Annotated in this window: 14 protein-coding genes; 4 read left to right on the top strand and 10 right to left on the bottom strand. The window is 67.4% G+C overall.

Annotated elements, in window-relative coordinates; translation table 11 throughout:
- Window positions 1-11: 11 nt before the first annotated feature.
- The 3 genes from QQK25_RS02230 to QQK25_RS02220 are packed head-to-tail and all read right to left on the bottom strand — an operon-like array spanning window position 12 to window position 3,009.
- Window positions 12-1,190, bottom strand: a complete 1,179-nt coding sequence (locus QQK25_RS02230) for a vWA domain-containing protein (protein WP_284186542.1) — start codon at window positions 1,188-1,190, stop codon at window positions 12-14.
- A gap of 19 nt (window positions 1,191-1,209) precedes the next feature.
- Window positions 1,210-2,052 (bottom strand): AAA family ATPase, encoded by an 843-nt coding sequence (locus tag QQK25_RS02225; protein WP_284186541.1) that lies wholly within the window; start codon window positions 2,050-2,052, stop codon window positions 1,210-1,212.
- Between the two features lie 45 nt (window positions 2,053-2,097).
- The gene (locus tag QQK25_RS02220; RefSeq protein ID WP_284186540.1) at window positions 2,098-3,009 is read right to left on the bottom strand and encodes a histone deacetylase family protein; all 912 of its coding nucleotides are present in this window, start codon (window positions 3,007-3,009) and stop codon (window positions 2,098-2,100) included.
- A 112-nt stretch (window positions 3,010-3,121) separates the two neighbouring features.
- Between QQK25_RS02220 and QQK25_RS02215 the strand changes: the two genes are divergently transcribed.
- The 3 genes from QQK25_RS02215 (at window position 3,122) to QQK25_RS02205 (ending at window position 8,262) form a co-directional block, all read left to right on the top strand.
- Window positions 3,122-4,291, top strand: a complete 1,170-nt coding sequence (locus QQK25_RS02215) for a M20 aminoacylase family protein (protein WP_284186539.1) — start codon at window positions 3,122-3,124, stop codon at window positions 4,289-4,291.
- 74 nt (window positions 4,292-4,365) lie between these two features.
- On the top strand, window positions 4,366-6,846 hold the full coding sequence (locus tag QQK25_RS02210; RefSeq protein ID WP_284186538.1) for an ABC transporter permease: 2,481 nt from the start codon (window positions 4,366-4,368) through the stop codon (window positions 6,844-6,846).
- 30 nt (window positions 6,847-6,876) lie between these two features.
- Window positions 6,877-8,262: a DNA recombination protein RmuC gene (locus tag QQK25_RS02205; protein WP_284186537.1), complete on the top strand. Its 1,386-nt coding sequence runs from the start codon at window positions 6,877-6,879 to the stop codon at window positions 8,260-8,262.
- A gap of 15 nt (window positions 8,263-8,277) precedes the next feature.
- Here the strand turns inward: QQK25_RS02205 and QQK25_RS02200 are convergent, their stop codons facing one another.
- The 6 genes from QQK25_RS02200 to QQK25_RS02175 form a co-directional block, all read right to left on the bottom strand.
- Window positions 8,278-9,732, bottom strand: coding sequence for an ArnT family glycosyltransferase (locus tag QQK25_RS02200; RefSeq protein WP_284186536.1), 1,455 nt, complete (start codon window positions 9,730-9,732; stop codon window positions 8,278-8,280).
- The gene (locus QQK25_RS02195) at window positions 9,729-11,291 is read right to left on the bottom strand and encodes an ArnT family glycosyltransferase (RefSeq protein WP_284186535.1); all 1,563 of its coding nucleotides are present in this window, start codon (window positions 11,289-11,291) and stop codon (window positions 9,729-9,731) included. The genes QQK25_RS02200 and QQK25_RS02195 overlap by 4 nt, the downstream gene beginning before the upstream one ends.
- A 14-nt stretch (window positions 11,292-11,305) precedes the next feature.
- Entirely contained in the window at window positions 11,306-12,364 is a 1,059-nt protein-coding gene (locus tag QQK25_RS02190; RefSeq protein ID WP_284186534.1) for a glycosyltransferase family 2 protein, read from the bottom strand.
- A gap of 5 nt (window positions 12,365-12,369) precedes the next feature.
- Window positions 12,370-13,341, bottom strand: a complete 972-nt coding sequence (locus QQK25_RS02185) for a lysylphosphatidylglycerol synthase transmembrane domain-containing protein (RefSeq protein WP_284186533.1) — start codon at window positions 13,339-13,341, stop codon at window positions 12,370-12,372.
- Complete coding sequence (locus QQK25_RS02180; protein ID WP_284186532.1) at window positions 13,338-14,153, bottom strand: phosphatase PAP2 family protein; 816 nt, start codon at window positions 14,151-14,153, stop codon at window positions 13,338-13,340. Before QQK25_RS02180 ends, QQK25_RS02185 begins: the two co-directional genes overlap by 4 nt.
- Before the next feature lie 62 nt (window positions 14,154-14,215).
- A complete protein-coding gene (locus QQK25_RS02175) occupies window positions 14,216-15,658 on the bottom strand; it encodes a diguanylate cyclase domain-containing protein (protein WP_284186531.1) in 1,443 nt (480 codons plus the stop codon).
- Between the two features lie 199 nt (window positions 15,659-15,857).
- Between QQK25_RS02175 and purL the strand changes: the two genes are divergently transcribed.
- Window positions 15,858-19,787: a phosphoribosylformylglycinamidine synthase gene (gene purL / locus QQK25_RS02170; RefSeq protein WP_284186530.1), complete on the top strand. Its 3,930-nt coding sequence runs from the start codon at window positions 15,858-15,860 to the stop codon at window positions 19,785-19,787.
- A gap of 127 nt (window positions 19,788-19,914) precedes the next feature.
- Here purL and QQK25_RS02165 read toward each other — a convergent pair whose 3' ends face one another.
- On the bottom strand, window positions 19,915-21,558 hold the full coding sequence (locus QQK25_RS02165) for an electron transfer flavoprotein-ubiquinone oxidoreductase (protein WP_284186529.1): 1,644 nt from the start codon (window positions 21,556-21,558) through the stop codon (window positions 19,915-19,917).
- Between the last annotated feature and the right edge of the window lie 209 nt (window positions 21,559-21,767).

The following is a 21,767-nucleotide window of genomic DNA, read 5'->3' as shown; positions in this document are numbered from 1 at the left end:
TTCGGCCCGCCTCAGTTTTTGCGGGACAGCTGGCTGATGGCCCGGGTGAGGCCGTCGAGGGTCAGCGGGAACATCCGCTCGGCGAGGATCTGCCGGATGATCCCGATCGACTGGCGGTAATCCCACATCCGCTCGGGCTCGGGGTTGAGCCACGCGACGGCCGGGTAGGCTTCGGCCAGGCGGCGCAGCCACACGGCGCCGGCCTCGGTGTTGCTGTACTCGATGGAGCCATTGGGCTGGAGGATCTCGTAGGGGCTCATGGTCGCGTCGCCCACGAAGATCAACTTGTAGTCGGGCCCGTACTTGTGGATCACGTCGAGGGTGGGTGTGCGCTCGGAGTGGCGGCGGAAGCTGTCGCGCCACACGTGGTCGTACACGCAGTTGTGGAAGTAGAAGTACTCCAGGTGCTTGAATTCGGCGCGGCAGGCCGAGAACAGCTCTTCGCACACCTTCACGTACGGGTCCATTGAGCCGCCCACGTCGAAGAAGATCAGCACCTTCACCGCGTTGTGGCGCTCGGGGCGCATCAGCAGATCGAGGTAGCCGGCGTTGCGGGCGGTGGCGGCGATGGTGCCGTCCAGATCCAGCTCGTCCGGCGCGCCCAGGCGGGCGAAGCGGCGCAGGCGACGTAGCGCGACCTTGATGTTGCGGGTGCCGAGCTCGACGGTGTCGTCCAGGTTGCGATACTCGCGCTGGTCCCACACCTTGACGGCGGTGCGGTTGCCGGCGGATTCGCCGCCCACGCGGATGCCTTCCGGGTTGTAGCCGCTGTTGCCGAAGGGCGAGGTGCCGCCGGTGCCGACCCACTTGCTGCCGCCCTGGTGGCGGCCTTTCTGCTCGGCGAGGCGTTTCTTGAATTCCTCCATCAGTTTGTCCCAGCCCAGCGCCTCGAGCTTGGCCTTCTCCTCGGGCGTGAGGTGCTTCTGCATCATCGCCTTGAGCCATTCTTCGGGCAGATCGACTTCCAGCCCGGGCACCGACTCGACGCCCTTGAAGTATTCACCGAAGGCCTGATCGAAGCGGTCGAACTGGGATTCGTCCTTGACCAGCGTGGCGCGGGACAGGAAGTAGAAGTCGTCCAGGCTGTGGTTGCCCAGCCCGGCCTGCAGGGCTTCGAGCAGGGTCAGGAATTCCTTGGTGGATACCGGCAGCTTGCGGGCCTTGAGGTGCAGGAAGAAGTCGATGAGCATCGCGGCGCTCCGGCGGCCGTCAGCGGTTGCGCTGGGCCATGAACACCAGTCGCTCGAAGAGGTGCATGTCCTGCTCGTTCTTGAGCAGCGCACCGTGGAGCGGCGGGATGATGGCCTTCTGGTCGGGCGAACGCAGGGCTTCGGGCGGGATGTCCTCGGACACCAGCAGCTTGAGCCAGTCGATGAGCTCGGACGTGGAAGGTTTCTTCTTCAGCCCCGGCACGTCGCGCAGGCCGAAGAAGACTTCCAGCGCTTCCTTCAGCAGCGACTGCTTGATGCCGGGGAAGTGCACGTCGACGATCTTGTGCATGGTGTCCCGATCCGGGAACTTGATGTAGTGGAAGAAGCACCGGCGCAGGAAGGCGTCGGGCAGTTCCTTCTCGTTGTTGGAGGTGATGAAGACGATGGGGCGGTGCTTCGCTTTCACCAGCTCGCGGGTTTCGTACACGAAGAACTCCATGCGGTCGAGCTCGCGCAGGAGGTCGTTGGGGAACTCGATGTCGGCCTTGTCGATCTCGTCGATCAGCACCACGCAGGGCGCGTCGGCCTCGAAGGCCTGCCACAGGGTGCCCTTGACGATGTAGTTGCCGATGTCCTTCACGCGGTCATCGCCGAGCTGGGAATCGCGCAGGCGCGACACCGCGTCGTATTCGTAGAGCCCCTGCTGGGCCTTGGTGGTGGATTTGATGTGCCACTGCAGCAGCGGCATGCCCAGGGCGGCGGCCACTTCTTCGGCGAGCATGGTCTTGCCGGTGCCGGGTTCGCCCTTGATGAGGAGCGGCCGCTGCAGCCGGATCGCGGCATTGACGGCCAGCATCAGGTCGGGCGTGGCGACGTAGTTCTCGGAGCCTTCGAAACGCATGGGGATTCCTCTCTGGGGAAGGGCTGACGTTGACGTTTGCGTCAATTATAGCGGCGCTGCGGTAGCGAAAATCCGGCGGGCGGTGTCGATGGTGGCGGCGTGGATCGCCACGGTGTCGTCGATCTGCCGGGCGTAGCCGCCGGCCATGGCGATGGCGACGGGAAGACTCCGGCGCTGGCATTCGCCCAGCACGCGCTCGTCCCGGGCGGCGAGGCCGGTCTTGCTGAGCTTGAGGCGGCCGAGGCGGTCGTCTTCAAATGGATCGGCGCCAGCGAGGTAGATCACCAGGTCGGGCTGGTGGCGGAATACGAGCGCCAGCGCGTCGTCGAGGGCCGCGAGGTAGGCTTCGTCGCTGGTGCCGTCGGGGAGCTCCACGTCCAGATCGCTGGTTTCCTTGTCGAAGGGAAAGTTGCGCGCACCGTGGATGCTGAAGGTGAAGCAGTCGGCCCGGTTGGCGAGGATGGACGCCGTGCCGTTGCCCTGATGCACATCGCAATCGACGATCGCCACGCGCTCCACGCGGCCTTCGGCGCGCATGGCGAGGGCGGCCACGGCGGCGTCGTTGAACACGCAGAAGCCTTCGCCCCGATCACGGAAGGCGTGGTGGGTGCCGCCGGCAAGGTTGGCGGCCCAGCCTTCGGCCAGCGCGGCGCGGCAGGCAGCGAGCGTGGCGCCGGCCGACCGACGCGAACGCTCGACCATCGCCTCGGACCACGGAAAGCCGATCCGCCGGACTTCGTCGTGGCCGAGCGTGCCGCGCACCACTCGCTGCACGTAGCCGGCGTCGTGGGCGCGCAGGAGCTCCGTGTCGCTGGCGGCGTCGGGCACGCGGAAGTCGTCGGGCGCAAAGTGGCCGCTGGCGAGCAGGCGTTCGCGCAGGCGGCTGTACTTCTCCATCGGAAAGCGGTGGCCCGGCGGAAGGGGCAGCACGAAGTGGTCGGCGTAAAAAAGCTTCATCGTGGATCGTCGGCGCAATTGTGGTTTGGCGCGGTGGGGCGAAAGCGGCGCCGCTGCTATTATTTCGCGAATCCGGCCACAGGGCCGATTCTCGACGCATCGGGGACGCACCATGAATCTACTCGACACGCTGCGCGCCGAACAGGCCGCCACCACGGCCATCCGCCGTGACATTCACGCCCACCCCGAACTGGCCTTCGAAGAGCATCGCACCGCCGCGCTGGTGGCCGATCGCCTGGAGGCGCTGGGTATCGAAACCCATCGGGGCGTCGGCAAGACCGGCGTGGTGGGCGTGCTGCGGGCCGGTACGAGCAAGCGCGCCATCGGCCTTCGCGCCGACATGGACGCACTGCCGATCCAGGAGAAGAACGACTTCACCCACCATTCGCGCCACCCCGGCAAGATGCACGCCTGCGGCCACGACGGCCACACCGCCATGCTGCTGGGCGCCGCGGCGCACCTCGCGCGCAACCCGGAATTCGACGGCACGGTGTATTTCCTGTTCCAGCCCGCCGAGGAAGGCGAGGGCGGCGCGCCGGAGATGATTGCCGACGGGCTGTTCACGCGCTTTCCGATGGAGGCGGTGTTCGGCATGCACAACTGGCCCGGTGTGCCGGTGGGGCAGATCGCCGTGCATCGCGGCCCCGTGATGGCCTGTGCCGACCGCTTCGACATCGAGATCCGAGGCCACGGCGCCCACGCCGCCATGCCCCATCAGGGCATCGACCCGGTGCTGTGCGGTGCTGCGCTGGTGCAGGCGCTGCAGTCGGTGGTGAGCCGCAACGTGGACCCGGCGGATTCGGCGGTGCTGTCGGTCACCCAGTTCCACGCGGGCGACGCCTACAACGTGATCCCCGACGTGGTGCGCATCGGCGGCACGGTGCGGGCTTTCCGTCCTGACGTCCGGGCCCAGGTGGAAGACGCCATGCAGCGGGTGTGCGCGGGCATCGGCGCGGCCTTTGGCGCCAACGTGCATTTCAGCTACAGGCGCGGCTATCCGCCGACCATCAACACCGTGCCCGAGGCCGAGTTTTGCGCCCGGGTGGCGGGCGAGGTGTGCGGCGAGGGCAACACCCTCATCGACCCCAAACCCAGCATGGGCGCCGAGGATTTCGCCTACTTCCTGCAGGAAAAGCCCGGCTGCTACGTGTGGCTCGGCAACGGCCCGGGAGAGGGCGGCTGCACGCTGCACAACCCCCACTATGACTTCAACGACGACGCGATTCCCTACGGCGTGGCCTACTGGGTGCGTCTGGTGGAACGCTGGCTGGCCGACGCCTGAGGGCCTTCATCCCGGGGCGGGCACTTTTGCGCCGTCGCCCGCTCCAACGCTGGTTGCCGCTTCCCGCCTGAACCATGTTCTCCCTCTCCCTCCGGATGCTCCGGCGCGATCTGCGTGCCGGCGAACTGGGCCTGCTCGTGATGGCCCTGGTGATCGCCGTCGCCAGCCTGACCAGCGTCGGCTTCTTCACCGACCGGGTCGCCCAGGCCCTCAAGCGCGAGGCCAACCAGCTCCTGGGCGGTGATCTGGTGCTGGTTTCCGATCACACCCTCGACCCGGCCTATCGGGACGAAGCCACCCGACGTGGGCTGAAGTCGGTGGTCTCGGCCACCTTCACCAGCATGGCCAGCCTGGGCGACGGTGCGCAGCTGGCGGGCGTGAAGGTCGTCGAGGACGGTCATCCGCTGCGGGGCTCGATCCGCATCGCGCCGGGCCTCAACCAGCCGGACGCCCCGGCGCGCGGCATCCCCGCGCCGGGTACGCTGTGGCTGGACGAGCGGCTCGCCAGCGCGCTGGGCGCGAAGGTTGGCGACGAGATCGGCCTGGGCGCGCTGCGGATGAAGATGGCGGCGGTGCTGAGTTTCGAATCCGACCGGGGCGCCAACTTCTTCAGCCTGCTACCTAGACTCGTCATCAACGCCGCCGACCTGCCCGCAACCCGGCTGATCCAGCCCGGCAGCCGGGCCTTCTACCACCTGCATGTGGCGGGCGAACCAGCCGCCGTGGCCGGTTTCGAGGCTTGGGCCAAGCCGCGGCTGCAGCGGGGCGAGCGCCTCGAGACCGTCGATAACGCCCGGCCCGAGGTGCGTTCCACCCTCGACCGTACCGAGCGCTTCCTGCGTTTTGCGGCGATGCTGGCGGTGGTGCTGGCGGCGGTGGCGGTGGGGCTCGCCACCCGGCGTTTCGTGGAGCGCCATCTGGATGGCTGCGCGGTAATGCGCTGCGTGGGGGCCAAGCAGGGGCAGTTGCTGCGGCTCTTCATCGGCGAGTTCGTGCTGCTGGGGCTGTTTGCCGGCGTGGTGGGCTGTGCGCTGGGGTTTGCAGTGCAGTTCGTGCTCAATGGCCTGCTGGGTGATCTGGTGGGATTTCCGCTGCCGGCGCCGGGCTGGTGGCCGGTGGCCCACGGGCTGGCGGTGAGCCTGTTGCTGCTGCTGGGTTTTGCGCTGCCGCCGCTGATCCGCCTGGGCCGGGTGCCCACGCTGCGGGTGCTGCGCCGGGAATGGGACGGCATCGCCGCGCGGGAAGGTCTTGCGTGGGCGATCGGCGCGCTGGTGCTGGCTGGCCTGCTGGTGGGCATCGCCCGCGACTGGCTGCTCGGCGCCTGGGTGGTGGGCGGCTTTGCGCTGGCCTTTGCGGTGTATGGCGGCGTGGGCTGGCTGGTACTGCGGAGCCTCGGCCGCCTGCGGGCGGTGGAGGGCAGTGGCTGGCGTTACGGCCTGGCGGCGCTGCGCCGGCGGCCGGTGGCGAGCCTCGTGCAGGTGCTGGCCCTCGGCATGGGGCTGACGGCGCTGCTGCTCCTCACGCTCGTCCGGGGGGATCTGCTCGCCAACTGGAAGCAGGCGACGCCGGCGGATGCGCCCAACCGTTTCGTCATCAACATCCAGCCTGATCAGGTGGAGCCGCTGGGCCAGTTTTTCCGGGTGGAGGGCCGCATGTCGCCCTCGATGCAGCCGATGATCCGGGGCCGGCTGGTGGCCGTGAATGGCCGCCCGGTGGGGCCGGACGACTACCCCGAGGAGCGTGCAAAGCGCCTCGTCGACCGCGATTTCAACCTCTCTTTCGACACCCGCCTGCCGGATGGCAACAGCGTGGTGGCGGGCGCGTGGCACGGTGAGAGCCGGCAGCCGCAGTTCTCGGTCGAACAGGGCTTGGCCCAGACCCTCGGGCTCGCGATGGGCGACGTGCTGACCTTCGAGATTGCTGGCACCCGGTCGGAAGCGCGCATCACCAGCCTGCGCAAGCTCGACTGGGATTCGATGCGGGTTAACTTCTTCGTGATCGCGGCGCCGGGGATGCTGGAGGATTTCCCGGCCAGCTACATCACCAGCTTCTACCTGCCGCCGGCGAAGATGGATTTTGCCAACCGGCTGGTGGCAGCCTTTCCCAACTTCACGGTGATCGACGTGGCGGCGGTGATCGGGCAGATCCAGACCATGGTGGATCAGCTGATCGCGGCGGTGCAGTTCGTGTTCGGCTTTGCGGTGGTGGCCGGGGTGGTCGTGCTGTTCGGAGCCCTCCAGGCCACCCACGACGAGCGGGAGCGCGAGCTGGCGATCCTGCGTACCCTCGGCGCCCGCAACCGCCAGCTGCGCTGGGCGCTGCTCGCCGAGTTCGCCGCCCTCGGGCTGGTGGCCGGCGTGCTGGCCGGCGTGGGCGCGACGGGCATCGGCTGGGCGCTGGCCCATTTCGTCTTCAAGCTGCCCTACGTGCCCAGCGTGCTGCCGCTGCTGGCGGGGGCTGTGGCCGGTTGCGCGATCGTCACGCTCGCCGGCTGGCTCGGCACCCGCCACCTGCTTTACCGGCCGCCGCTGGCAAGTCTGCGCGCACTGAACTAATTTACAGTTCTCCGCGATATACTCCGGCCGATGAATACCGACGCCGCGTTTCTGCTGATCTTCCTCGTTGCCTTTGCCGTGCTGGTGCTGGCCGTGCTGTGGCTGCTCGTCCAGATCGGGCGCCTGGGGCGGCGGGTCGATCAAGGGTTTGCCGAGCAGCAGCTGCAGCTGGTGAAGGAGTTGCAGGCTACGTCCGTGGCCGGAAGCGACCGGGTCATCGATCTGGTGGCCGCCGAGGTGGATAACCTGCGGGATCGGCTCGACGCCGAGCAGGCCGCCTCGCGCCAGGCTTTGCAGCAGCTTCATCTCGCGCTCGTAGGCCAGCTGGGCAGCCAGAAGGAGGAGACCGTCCTGCGCCTGGCGGATCTCGCCAACGCCTTTGCCGCCGGCCAGGAAAAGCTCCGCAGCGAGATGCTGGCCGAGACGCTCAAGACCCTCGCCGACCATGCCCGCGCCGACCGGGAGCTCCTCCAGAACGGCCTCAAGAGCGCGTCCGAGCAGCTTGGCACCAGCATCGAGGCGATGAACCGCACCGTGGGCGAGCGCCTCGAAGCGATCACCGGTCACGTCAATCAGCGCCTCGATGAAGGCTTCCGCAAGACCAACGAGACCTTTGCGAGCGTGATGGCCCGGCTCGCGACCATCGACGAGGCCCAGAAGAAGATCGGCGACCTGACCACCAACGTGGTGAGCCTGCAGGAGCTGCTGGGCGACAAGCGGGCCCGGGGCGCGTTCGGTGAGGTCCAGCTGGAGGCGCTGGTGCGCAACGCGCTGCCGCCGGAGTCCTTCGATTTTCAGTTCACGCTGCCCAACGGCACCCGCGCCGACTGCGTGCTGCGCCTGCCAGAGCCCACCGGCATGGTGATCGTGGATTCGAAGTTTCCGCTGGAAAATTATCACCGGATGTTCGCCGCCGAGGTGGGCGAACTGGAGCGCCGCGCGGCCCAGACGGCCTTCCGCAGCGACGTGAAGAAGCATGTGGATGCCATCGCCGGCAAGTACATCCTGCCCGAGGTGACGTCGGACGGGGCGGTGATGTTCCTTCCCGCCGAGGCAGTGTTCGCCGAGCTCCACGCCTATCACCCGGAGGTGATCGCCTACGCCATGAGCCGGCGGGTGTGGATCGTCTCGCCGACCACCTTGATGGCCGTGCTCAACACCGCCCGCGCGGTGCTGAAGGACGTGGAAACCCGCAAGCAGATCCACGTCATCAAGGATGCGCTGGGCAAGCTCGCCAAGGATTTCAACCGCTTCGACGAGCGGATGCAGAAGCTCGCCACCCATATCCGCCAGGCCGGCGAAGACGTGGCCGAGGTGCAGACTTCATCACGCAAGATCAGCGCGCACTTTCAGCGCATCGAGGCGGCGCAGCTGGACGATCTGCCGGGCGCGCTGCCGGACAACAGCCAGGGCTGATTGCGCCGGGCTGGCTCAATAGCCCTGGAAATCCCTCAGCAGGAAGACATACACCTCCCGCTTGAAATCCTTGTGGATCGGCACTACCACCTTGCCGAGCTGTTCGCTGGAAGCAAAGCGCGCGGCGATGTCGGGGATCTCGGCCTTGCGGCCCACGTAAAGCACGTCGCGCCCGCGCTTGTCGGCGAGGGTGGTGGTGACTTCGTACTGGTCGCGGGGGAGGTGACCGGGGTTCCAGGCTGCGTAGGCGGTGGGGTGCAGGCGATAGACGAGGTGGGCAATGATCTCCCGGTCTTCGCCCACCAGGATGGCGCCAGGGTGCTGGGCGAGATAGGGCGCCACGCCGTCGGCCATGTTGATCCAGCCCCGGGCGCGTTTGTACGGGTCGTTTTTCGCGGTGAGGTCGATGCCGGCGATCCGGGCGATGTCAGGCCAGTGGTAGGCGCCGAGGGATGCCACCAGATTGACCACCACACCGGCAATCACCCAGCGCCGGCGATCGGTCAGGAACACCGCCGGCACCAGCAGGCAGGCGGCCACGAAGATCGGCGCCGCCCAGTTGCCGTTGGCCCGGCCGGTGAGGGCCTGGAAGCTCACCAGCAGCAGCAGCGGGACGATGAAGATCAGCAGGGTTCGGTGGGCATCATTGCGCCACAGCTTGAAGCTGCGGAGCAGCGCCCAGCCCAGCAGTACGCCCAGCAGCGGGCCGAAGGACAGCCACTGGGCGCCGATGAACTCGCCCAACTGGCCCGGGTGCCAGCCGCGCTCGCCGTGGCCGACGCGGGTGATCTCGGCGGTGTGGCGGAAGGTGGGAAAGTCGTGAGCCCAGTTCCAGTAAAGGTTGGGCGACAGGATGGCCGCGGCCAGGACCAGCGCCACCCACGGCTGGGGCCGGGCCAGCCAGCGGCGGTGACGAGGCGACAGGACGATCAGCAGCAGCGCCGACGGCAGGAAGGCGGCCATTGTGTATTTCGACATCAGGCCGATGCCGATGACCGCCCCGCAGGCCAGCCAGTTGGCCCAGCCTTCTTCATCGAGCGCCCGCAGCAGGAACAGCAGCGCCAGCGACCAGCACAGGAGCAGCGGCGCGTCGGTGGAGACGAACAGCCCGAGGGCGGCTACCAGCGGCATCGACATGAAGCCGAGGCCTGCCCAGAAGCCGACCCGTGTCGAATACAGCCGCGCGCCCAGCGCATACAGCGCGAAGGCTGTGGCCGGGTAGAGCAGCAGCGAGGGCAGCTTGATGGCGATGAGGCTGTTGCCGAGGATCGCCGTGCTGCCGGCGATCAGTGCGGCGATCACCGGCGGCTTGGAGAAGTAGCCCCAGTCGAGGTTCTGCGACCAGCCCCAGTAGTAGGCCTCGTCCACATAAAGGTCGATGCCCAGGTGGCCGATCACCCACAGCCGGTAGGCAGTGAGCACGGCGACGATCACCGCGAGGGGCGCGGCGCGGCTGTCTCCGGTATTCACGGGCGGGCCTTCACGAGCACCACGCCGCCTTCCTGGAAGACGGTGTCGACCGGGGCGTCGGGCGGCAGGCGGTCGATGCGGGTGAGGGCCAACTGGCCGGGCTTGGGATCACCCTTCAAAGTGACGGCCTGGCGATAGACGCTGAAGCTCGGCGCGGTAGTGAAGCGCCAGAAAACGACCTCGCCGCCAAGCTCCCGGGCCTTGAGCCCGGCCGCCTTGACCGGGCCCTGCACGAGTTCGCCCGCGTAGGGCACCACGACGCCGGCGAGCAGGATGACCTGCATCGCGCCGGTCACCACCAGCTTGGCGAGCATGGGCATCCGTGGGAAGAACACGACCGCGGCCCAGATCACCAGCCCGGCGATGGTGGCGCCGATGTAGAAGGTGTCGGCCATCGGCAGCGCCCGGGCCAGCTGGGCGCGGTAGAAGCCGTCGCCGAGGGTGCTGCGGGAGAGGGCATCGAACAGGTTGGGCAGCAGCGGGAACAGGATGAACAGCAGCCCGGGCAGCAGCAGATGCGGCCAGGCCCGGCGGATCGACTGGGAATGGAGGCCGATCAGGACGAACAGCGGTGTGCAGCCGTAGAGCACGTAGTGGGGCAGCTTGGTGCCCGACAGCGAGAAGAAGCCCAGCACGAAGCCGAACCAGATCCACAGGAAACGCTGCAGCGGATCGGCGAGCCCCGCACGCAGGCGGGCGAGGGCGCTGATCAGGAGACCGCTCCAGGGCAGCAGCAGCAGCGGCACGGCAAGCAGGTAGTAGAACGCGCTGCCGCCGTGGCCTTCGAGGGAGCCCGAGAAGCGCTGCACGTTGTGGCGCAGGATGAAGCCGTCGATGAAGGCCTGGCCGTGCAGGTGGAGCGCGTAGGCGTACCAGGGTGCGACGATGACGACGAGGATCGCCAGCCCAGCTGGGTTGAAGAGCATCTTCAGCCAGCGCGTCCATTCGCCGCGGCTGGCGCAGTAGAGAAAGCTCACCGCGCCCGGCACCACCAGCGCCACAGGCCCCTTGGTGAGGGCGCCGATGCCCATCCACACGAAGGCGCGCAGCAGCGGCGCGCGCTGGCCGCTTTCGAGATGACGCCACACGTCGAACAGGGTGAGCGCCAGCAGGCAGTTGAGCAGCCCGTCGGCGGTGGCGGCGCGGCCGATGGCGAAGGGGCCCAGCGCGGTGCTCGCCACGGCCAGCGCCAGCAGCCCGGCTTCTTCGCCAAAGCGCTTGCGGGCGAAGAAGTAGGTGGCGTAGCTCCAGACGATGGCGGCCACGGCCGAGGGCAGGCGGAAGGCCCACTCGCTGGCGCCGAAGATCAGGTAGCCCACCGACTGCAGCCAGTAGATGAAGATCGGCTTGTCGAAGCGTGGCGCGCCGTTGAGATAGGTGAACAGGAAATCACCCCGCTCGAACATCTCGCGAGTGGCTTCGGAGAACGCGCCTTCGTCCACGTCGAAAAGCGGCGCGCCCCCCAGCCGGAGCAGGAAGGCGATGAAGGGCAGGACGAGGATCAGGCGGCCGAGGGTGCTACCCGCGAGCCGCCTTTCGGCGCTGGCGTGACCGATCATGGGCGAAAGGCGGTTCAGACCTTGGCGCTGTGCCAGCCCTGACCGTCGTCGAGGGGCGAGGTTTCGCGGGCGACGTAGGCCTGGCTCTGGCCGGATTCGAAGTACACCCGGGTGAGCAGCTCGGCCAGCACGCCGGTGGTGACCATCTGGATGCCGGCGATCACGAAGAAGAAGCCACCGAAGAACATCGGCCGGGTGCCGATGGAGGCGCCGGTGAAGAGCTTGAGACCGGTGAGGTAGGTGAGGATCAGCATGCCCAGCGCGCCCAGGCCCAGGCCGATGCCACCGAAGAAGTGGCCCGGACGGGTGCGGAAGCGCATGAAGAAGTAGACGAAGATCAGATCGAGGATCACCCGGAAGGTGCGCGAGATGCCGTACTTGGATTCGCCGAACATCCGCGCGTGGTGGGTGACGACTTCCTGGGCGATCTTGCGCGGGGTGGTGACGGTGGCGAGCCACGCCGGGATGAAGCGGTGCATCTCGCCGTACAGGCGCACGTTCTTGATCGCGGTGGCGCGGAAGGCCTTGAGGGAGCAGCCGTAATCCTGCAGCTTGACGCCGGTGATGCGGGCGATCAGGCGGTTGGCGATCTTGGAGGGGATCTTCCGCAGGATCATCCCGTCCTTGCGGTTCTTGCGCCAGCCGGCGACGAGGTCGAGATCCTCGCGCAGCAGGCGGCCGACCATCCGGGGGATGTCGATCGGGTCGTTCTGGAGGTCGCCGTCCATGGTGACGATCACGTCGCCGCGGGCGGCGTCGAGGCCGGCCTGCATGGCGGCGGTCTGCTTGAAGTTGCGCATCAGCGCGACGATGCGCACGTGGGGGCCGAGGCGGGCCGCGGCCTTCTCGAGGTTGGGGACGGTGTTGTCGGACGAGCCGTCGTCGACGATCACGACTTCCCACGGGTAGGGATAGCCGTCGAGGGCCAGGTGGATGCGCGCGAGGAGCGGATCCACGTTGTCTTCCTCGTTGTAGAGCGGCACCACCACCGACAGGCGATGGGGCGGCAGATCGGCGGGAATCTCCGCCTTGGCGGGCGGGAGCGGGGAATCGTATTGGGTGACGTCGGTCATGGTGGTCAGTCGGCTGAAGTTCGGGTGGGCGCCCCGTCGGCGGCGGACGAGGCGGATTGTATGTCGGACGGGGCGTCGGCGCGCGTTTCCGGTGCCGCTGCGGCAGGGAAAAGCCAGGCGATCGCCCCGGAAGTGACCGAACAGGCGATCACGAAAAGATGCAGCGCCAGCGCCACCTGCAGGCCGGCCTGGAGGGGCACGCCGCTGGGCAGCAGGGCAGCCGCGGCGCCAGCCTCGTAGGTGCCGAAGCCCGCCACGCCTTGTATCGGGAGGATCGCGGCGAGTTCGGCTCCGAGGGCGCCAGCCGCGCCCACGTCGAGGGCGGCGGGGATCAGCGCGGAAAGCAGCCAGGCCTGGGCGGCGAGCTTCACGCTCCAGTTGGCGATGGTCCATACCCAGCCGTAGCGGGCGTGTTTGGTGCTTTCGGCGAAGGCATCGCGCACCTTGGCGAACTTGGCGGTGAGGCCGCTGCCGTCGGCCCAGGCGTGGGGCGCCCGCGCCCAGCGGGGCAGCCACCAGGCCGTCAGCAGCACGCCGGCCACGGCCAGTGCCTTGAGCGCAGGATGCAGGCCGGGCCACACCACGGCGGCCAGCGCCATCACCACGAAGGCGTCCTGCAAACGGAACCAGAAGAGCGACGCAATGGCCCGGGGCAGCGGCACGCCGAAGTTCTGCCGGAGCAGGATCGGGAAGGCCGCCTCGCCGCCCCGGAAGGGCACGACGTTGATCATCGCGTTATGGATGAGGGTGATGCGCAGGCAGGTGCCGAAGCGTCCGCCGGCCTGGGCACGGAATTCGTCATAGATGCGCAGCGCGCGTAGCAGGTAGGAGAGGGCGAAGCCCGCCGCCGACAGGGCGAGAGTCGGCCCGCTGAGGCGCTGGATCACCTCGCCAAGCCCGCGCCAGCGGCCGTCGGCCATCAGCCAGGCCAGCAGCCCCGCCGAGACGGCGATGGCGAGAAGTCGTTTGAGGTTCATGTGCGCGGCTCCCGGTCGTTCATCAGGGCTGCTGCGGCGCCGCCGATACCCCAGGCGGCGAGGCTGATGCGAAACAGGCGCGCGTCCGGCTGGCCAAGGTCGATGAACAGCATCGCCAGGCTGGTGGCGAGGGCGATGGTGGCCATCACCCGGGCGCCGCGGGGCGAGTGGAGGAAATCGCTGCGGGTGGTGAGCCATGCGCCGACGGCGCCGGCAAGCCAGCCGCCGGCCGCCCCAGTGAGGATGTCGAGTGGCCAGTGGGCGCCGACGGCGATCCGGGAAAAGGCGACGAGGCTGGCGAGCAGCAGGCCGGCCAATCCGGCGCGCCAGCGGTTTTCAGGTTTCGGCCAGCTGAGGATGATCGCAGCGGCCACACAAAATGCGGTGACCGAGTGGCCCGACGGAAACGCATGGACGTAGAGCTTCTGGCCGATGAGGTTGAAGCTCTCGGGCTCCAGCACGCCGGCTGGGCGCATCACGTCGAAATAACGCTTGCCGCCTTCGCTGAAGAGGATGGCCAGCGGTGCGCCAATGAAGGCGGAGGCCAGCCAGCGGGGCTGGGTCTTGATGGTGGCGGCGAGGATCGCGATGGCGCCGAGCACCGATCCGCAGACGGTGATCATGGCCCACAGGCGCGGCGGCAGACTGCCGCTGGCGGCGTTGAGTTCGACGAACAGGTGCTGGTTGCTGCCGGCCAGGGCCACTGCGCCGGCAAGCCCGGCGAGGACGAGCGCAGGCGCGAGCGCCCAACCCAGCGGGAAGGTGTCGCGGACGGGCAGGTCGGCGTGGTCGGTGGAGGCGGGCAGTTGCAAGGCAGGTTCGTGCGACAAAACAGTGCAGTTTACCTGATACCAGGCCTGCCCCGAAACAGGCGTCAGGCGGCTCGCCCCGGGGTGCCGACGGCGGTCAGCTGGAGGCGGCGGCGTCCGGACTGCTTGGCCCGGTACATGGCCGCGTCGGCTGCACGGACCAGGCTGTCCTGATCCTCGCCGTCATCCGGGGCGATGGCGAGGCCGATGCTGCCGGTGAGCGAGATCACGTGGCCCCTGACCTGGAAGGGGTGGTCGAACACGCCGAGCAGCCTTTCGCCCAGAAAGGACAGGCTCTCGCGGTTGCCCACGTCGGGGAAGATGCCGACGAATTCGTCGCCGCCGGTGCGGGCGATTAGGTCGCTGATGCGCAGGGCGGATGTGAAGCGTTGGGCGATCTGGACGAGCAGCTCGTCACCGACCGCATGGCCGTAGGTGTCGTTGACCGGCTTGAAGCCGTCGAGGTCGAGCGCTGCGACGCCAAGCACCAGCCCCTGCTTGCTGCTGCGGGCGAGTTCGCGGGTGAAGTAGCCTTCGAGGAAGCCCCGGTTGGGCAGGCCGGTGAGCGGGTCGTGGTTGGCGAGATGCTGGAGGCACTCGTTGGTGAGGTGGCGGGCGGTGATGTCGAGGAGGGTGACGATGCGCAGCGGGCCTTTCTCGCTCTGGATCATGCCGGGGATGCGTTCGATGGCCAGTGGCATGCCGTCGGGGCGCTCGCCCGTCCAGACCCCGTCGTTTTCCTGAAGGATCTCGTCGAGACGTTTGCCGCGCAGCTCGCGGCGCGGGCGGCCGAGCATCCGGCAGGCGGCCCGGTTGGCGTCGGCGATCTTGTCGGTGCTGCCGAGGATGCAGACCCCTGCGCCGATCTGATTCATCATCGAGCGCATCAGCTGGCCGGAGCGTTCGAAACGGCGGGTCTGGCGGATGAGCAGGGTGCCGACGATCACGAAGGCCAGCACGCTGGTGCCCAGCGCAAGGATCACCAACCGCATGGCGGCGCGGCTCGCTTCGTCGCGTTTTTCGGCCAGATGGATGCCCAGCCCGGCGAGGGTGGGGCCGAGGGCGCGGAGTTCTTCGTAGGCGGTGCTGGCGCCCGGGGCGTGGGTGTGCAGGCGCAGGAAGCTGCTCCAGCGGACGATGGCGTCGGTGAGGGTGTGTCGGGTGTCGGCGGCTTCGATCGGGAAGAGATGGAAGATGGTGCCGTCGAGCCCCTGCACCTCACCCCCAGTGCGCAGGCCCTGCAAGGCTGCGGTCAGCCACACGAACTGGGGGTCGGTGACGGTCGGGTTGTCGGGGAATTCGCTGCCGGACACCACGCTGGAACCGGCTGCCAGCCGCCACACGACGATGGTCGATTCGCGCACCAGCGCAACCTGGTCGGAGAGCTCGATCTGGTCGATGTTGCGTTCGTAGGCCAGGGCGAGGATCGCTCCTTCGATGGCGCAGAAGACCACCGCGATGGCCCAGAAAACGCGCGACGACAGGAAGTTGGAGCGACGGGTTGTCATGGGCCACGAATGTAAAATGGAGGCGACCGATAATTATCTCACATTCCGGCGCTTCCCATTTTGGCGGTTGTTGCGATGCGCCAATCAAACGCGCGGTCGGAGCACTGGCAGTGCTCGGGTATAATGCCCGGTCTTTACGTGTCTGGATCGCTGCTCACGCCCGATCCGGGCCGGTTTCAACTTCGCGCCCATCCCTGCCATGTCCGAAATCCTCAAGCTGCGCGGTGCGCCCGCCTTCTCCAGTTCCCGCCTTGCCCGGCTCAACGACGCGGTCAAATCCGCCCTGCCACGCCTGAAGGGGCTGGCGGCCGAGCACTGGTATTTCGCGGAGGTCAGTGCTCCGCTCGATGTGGACGAACTGGCCCGGCTGGCGGATCTGCTGGGCGCTCACCCGGAAGGCGACGCGCCGGCCGGTTCGATGCTGGTGGTCACGCCCCGTCTGGGCTCCATCTCCCCGTGGTCGTCGAAGGCGACCGACATCGCGCACCAGTGCGGTTTCGACAAGGTCATCCGCGTCGAGCGCGGCACGGCGTTCTCCTTCGATGTGCGCGGCGTCCTCGACGCCCGCGACCGCGAAGCCGTCTTTCCGGTGATCCACGATCGCATGACCGAGTCGGTGCTCGACAATCCCGACGCCGCGCACGCGCTGTTCCACCACTATCAGCCGCAGCCGCTCACCACCGTCGACATCATCGCCAGTGGCCGCGACGCACTGGTGATCGCCAACTCCGAGCTGGGTCTGGCGCTGTCCGAGGACGAGATCGACTACCTGGTTGAAAACTTCACCCGGATGGGCCGCAACCCGACCGACGTCGAGCTGATGATGTTCGCCCAGGCGAATTCCGAGCACTGCCGCCACAAGATCTTCAACGCCGACTGGGTGATCGACGGCCGTCCGATGGACAAGACCCTCTTCGGCATGATCCGCGAGACCCACAAGGCCCACCCGGAAGGCACCGTCGTCGCCTATTCCGACAACGCCTCGGTGATCGAAGGCGCGGCGGTGGACAAGCTCTACCCGGACGAAAACGGCGCCTGGCAGTTCCGCAACGAACTCACCCACATCCTGGCCAAGGTCGAGACCCACAACCACCCGACAGCGATCTCGCCCTTCCCGGGCGCGTCCACCGGCTCCGGCGGCGAGATCCGTGACGAAGGCGCCACCGGCCGCGGCTCCAAGCCCAAGGCGGGCCTCGCCGGCTTCTCGGTGTCCAACCTGGAGATCCCCGGCTTCGAGCAGCCCTGGGAGCAGCACTACGGCAAGCCCGAGCGCATCGCCTCGGCCCTCGACATCATGATCGAAGGCCCGCTGGGCGCCGCCGCGTTCAACAACGAATTCGGCCGTCCCAACCTCACCGGCTACTTCCGCACCTTCGAACAGAGCGTGCAGGACGAAGTGCGCGGCTACCACAAGCCGATCATGATCGCCGGCGGCCTGGGCAGTATCCAGGATCAGCAATCCTTCAAGATCAAGTTCGGTCCCGGCACGCTGCTGATCCAGCTGGGTGGCCCGGGCATGCTGATCGGCCTGGGCGGCGGCGCGGCCTCGTCGATGGCCACCGGCACCAACACCGCCGACCTCGATTTCGCCTCCGTCCAGCGCGGTAACCCCGAAATCCAGCGCCGCTGCCAGGAAGTCATCGACGCCTGCTGGCAGAAGGGCGACGCCAACCCGATCCTGTCGATCCACGACGTGGGCGCCGGCGGCCTCTCCAACGCTTTCCCCGAACTCGCCGATTCCGCCGAGCTCGGCGCGCGCTTCGAGCTGCGCGAAGTCCACATCGAAGAGCCGGGCATGAGCCCGCGCGAGATCTGGTCGAACGAATCCCAGGAACGTTACGTCCTGGCGATCGCCCCCGAAAGCCTGCCGGTCTTCCAGGCCATCTGCGAACGCGAGCGCTGCCCGTTCGCGGTGGTCGGTTCGGCGTCCGACGACGGCCATCTGGTGGTCTCCGACCGCCACTTCGACAACAAGCCGGTCGATATGGAAATGCAGGTGCTGCTGGGCAAGCCGCCCAAGATGACCCGCAACGTGTCTAGCCGTCAGGTCTTCGTGCCGCCGTTCGACGTGACCGACATCAGCCTCGACGACGCCTGTCGCCGCGTGCTGTCGATGCCGGCCGTGGCCAGCAAGAACTTCCTCATCACCATCGGCGACCGCTCGGTGGGCGGCATGACCGCCCGCGACCAGATGGTCGGCCCGTGGCAGGTGCCGGTGGCCGACGTGGCCGTCACCACCATGAGCTTCCACGGCTACCTGGGCGAAGCCTTCGCGATGGGCGAGCGCACCCCGGTCGCCACGCTGGATGCGCCGGCTTCCGGTCGCATGGCGATCGGTGAGTCCATCACCAACATCGCCGCCGCCGACATCCGCTCGCTGGGTGACGTGAAGCTCTCCGCCAACTGGATGGCCGCTGCTGGCCACCGTGGCGAGGACGTCAAGCTCTACAAGACGGTCGAGGCGGTGTCGCAGTTCTGCCAGCAGGCCGGCATCGCGATTCCGGTGGGCAAGGATTCCCTGTCGATGCGCACCGCCTGGCAGGACGAAGATGAAGCCAAGCAGGTCGTCTCGCCGCTGTCGCTGATCGTCACCGCGTTTGCGCCGGTGCAGGACGTGCGCCGCACCCTTACGCCCCAGCTGCAGTTCCCCGAAGGCGTCGAGACCGAGCTGCTCCTCATCGACCTCGGCAACAATGCCAACCGCCTCGGCGGCTCGGTGCTGGCCCAGGCCTACAACTCCGTGGCCGAGCACGCGCCGGACGTGGATGCCGCCCAGCTCAAGGCCTTCTTCGATCTGATCCAGCAGTGGCGCCAGGACGACCTGATCCTCGCCTATCACGACCGCGCTGACGGCGGCCTCTTCGCGACCCTGTGCGAGATGGCCTTCGCGTCCAAGTGCGGCCTGTCGGTGATGCTCGATACGGTGGCCTACGACCAGTTCATGAACGACGTGGATGGCCTCGACAAGCGCCCGGATTCCCTCAAGGGCCGCTTCAACGACATGCTGTTCAAGGCGCTGTTTGCCGAAGAGCTCGGTGCCGTCATCCAGATCCGCCGCGAAGATCGCAGCCGCTTCACCGAAGCGCTGCGCGCCGCCGGCCTGTCGTATCACTTCGTGGGCGAGCCCAACGACCGCGACGAGCTGCGCTTCTGGCGCAACGCCAAGATCGTCTTCGCCGCGCCCCGGGCCGAGCTGCTGCAGACCTGGTCGGCCACCAGCTACCAGATCGCCCGCCTGCGTGACGACGCCGAGTGCGCCAAGGAAGAGTTCGAAGCCCTGGCCGACAACGCCAACCCCGGCCTGTCGGTCAAGCTCAGCTTCGATCCGGCCGACGACATCGCCGCCCCGTTCATCATCACCGGCGCCCGTCCCAAGGTTGCCATCCTGCGCGAGCAGGGCGTGAACTCCCAGGCCGAGATGGCTGCCGCCTTCGAGCGCGCGGGCTTCGCGCCCTTCGACGTGCATATGTCCGACCTCCAGGCCGGCCGCGTGCATCTGTCGGGCTTCAAGGGCCTCGCGGCCTGCGGCGGCTTCTCCTACGGCGACGTGCTGGGGGCAGGGCAGGGCTGGGCCAAGTCGATCCTCTTCAACCCGGCGCTGCGTTCGCAGTTCGAGGCGTTCTTCAACCGCGCCGACACCTTCGCGCTGGGCGTGTGCAACGGCTGCCAGATGATGTCCAACCTGGCCGAGATCATTCCGGGCGCCGACTGCTGGCCGCGCTTCCAGCGCAACCGCAGCGAACAGTTCGAGGCCCGCTTCGTGATGGTCGAGGTGCAGGAAAGCCCGTCGATCCTGCTCGCCGGCATGGCGGGTAGCCGGATGCCGATCGTGGTGTCCCACGGCGAAGGCCGTGCGGTGTTCCAGGGTGTGGACGACAAGGACAACGCCAGGATCGCGCTGCGCTACGTGGATAACACCGGCGCCATCGCCACCCGCTACCCGTTCAACCCGAACGGTTCGCCCGATGGCATCACCGGCCTTACCACGCCGGATGGCCGCTTCACCATCATGATGCCGCACCCCGAGCGAACCGCCCGCACCGTGCAGATGAGCTGGCACCCGGCCGATCTGGGCGAGGATTCGCCCTGGCTGCGGATGTTCCGCAACGCCCGCAAGTGGATCGGCTGATCGACGACGGGCTTGGGCGGTAAATGACACGAGGGGGCTTCGGCCCCCTCGTTGTTTTTGTGGTTGGCCGGCTTGAACCGGCTGCAACAAAAAACCGGGCAGGGCCCGGTTTTTTGTTCGACTCGACTTACATCCCCTGGTAGATCGGGCCTTCGCCCCCCTGAGGAGTGACCCAGTTGATGTTCTGGGTCGGGTCCTTGATGTCGCAGGTCTTGCAGTGCACGCAGTTCTGGGCGTTGATCTGCAATTGCGGATTGTCACCTTCCGGGCTGCGGACGATCTCGTACACGCCGGCCGGGCAGTAGCGCTGCTCGGGGGCGTCGTACTTCGCCAGATTGATGGCGATGGGCACCGAGGCGTCCTTCAGCTGCAGGTGGCAGGGTTCGTCTTCCTCGTGGTTGGTGTTCGAGAGGAAGACGGAAGACAGGCGGTCGAAGGTGAGCTTGCCGTCTGGCTTGGGATAGCTGATCGGGCTGCACTCGGCGGCCGGCTTGAGGGCCGTGTGATCCGCATGGTTGTGGAGCGTCCAGGGCACCTTGCCGCCAAACAGCACCTGCTCGGCACCAAACAGCACGGAGCCCAGCCACAGGCCCTTCTTCATGTAGGGCTTGAAGTTGCGGGTCTTGTAGAGCTCGGTGTGCAGCCAGCTGCCCTTGAAGGCTTCCGGGTAGGCGCTGAGTTCATCCTGGCTGCGCTCGGCGGCGAGGGCGTCGTAGGCGGCTTCGGCGGCGAGCATGCCGGACTTCATCGCGGCGTGAGTGCCCTTGATGCGCGCGGCGTTGAGGAAGCCGGCGTCGTCACCGATCAGCGCGCCGCCCGGGAAGACCAGCTTGGGTTGGCTCTGCAGGCCACCGGCAGCAATCGCGCGGGCGCCGTAGGCGAGGCGCTTGCCGCCTTCGAGGAACTTGCGGATTTCCGGGTGCGTTTTGTAACGCTGGAATTCCTCGAAGGGCGAGAGATACGGGTTGCTGTAGTTGAGGCCGACCACGAAGCCGACGGCCACAAGATTGTCTTCCAGGTGATAACAGAAGCCGCCGCCATAGGTGGCGGTGTCCATCGGCCAGCCGGCGGTGTGCACCACCAGGCCCTGGACGTGCTGGGCGGCGGGGATCTCCCACAGCTCCTTGATGCCGATGCCGTAGGTCTGCGGATCGACGCCGTCGCGCAGGTTGAAGCGGGCTTCGAGTTCCTTGCCCAGGTGGCCGCGGCAGCCTTCGGCAAACAGGGTGTACCTGGCGCGCAACTCCATGCCCGGCTGGAAGTTGGGGCCCTGAGTGCCATCCTTCAGCACGCCCATGTCGCCGGTGATGACGCCGGCCACGGCGCCCTTGTCGTCGAACAGAAGCTGGGCACCGGCAAAGCCGGGGTAGACCTCGATGCCCATGGCCTCGGCCTGTTCGCCCAGCCACTTGGTGAGGTTGCCGAGACGGACGATGTAGTTGCCGTGGTTGTGGAAGGAATCGGGCAGGAGGCCGTTGGGCACCTGGCGGCCGCCGGTTTCGGACAGGAAGATCACGCGGTCTTCGGTGACCGGCGTGTTGAGCGGGGCGCCGCGTTCCTTCCAGTCGGGGAAGAGCTCGTTGATGGCGCAGGGGTCGACCACCGCGCCGGAGAGGATGTGGGCGCCGATCTCGGCGGCCTTTTCGATCAGGCAGACGGAAAAGTCCTGACCTTTTTCTGCAGCAAGCTGTTTGAGCCGGATCGCTGCCGAGAGGCCAGCCGGGCCTCCGCCGACGATCAGGACGTCGAATTCCATGGAATCGCGTTCCATCGCTGTCACCTCCTGAGTTGTTCTGATTTGTTCTCTGTCTGCGCACAGCCCGCGCATTCTCCTTCTCCCGATGCGCCGGCAAGGCTGCTGCAGCATGGGAGATGGCAGGCAACATACGCAAGCGTATGTTACATTGAGTCGGCCCGCGCGGGGCAGTTGTATAGCATCCTGCCGGGCACTGCAATCAAAAAACAACGGATGGAGAGACA

Origin of the sequence: Zoogloea oryzae, assembly GCF_030161255.1 — a bacterium.
In the GTDB taxonomy this organism is placed as follows: Bacteria; Pseudomonadota; Gammaproteobacteria; order Burkholderiales; family Rhodocyclaceae; genus Zoogloea; species Zoogloea oryzae.
Note: the sequence above shows the minus strand (reverse complement) of the source record. Positions and strands in the feature narration are given on the sequence as shown.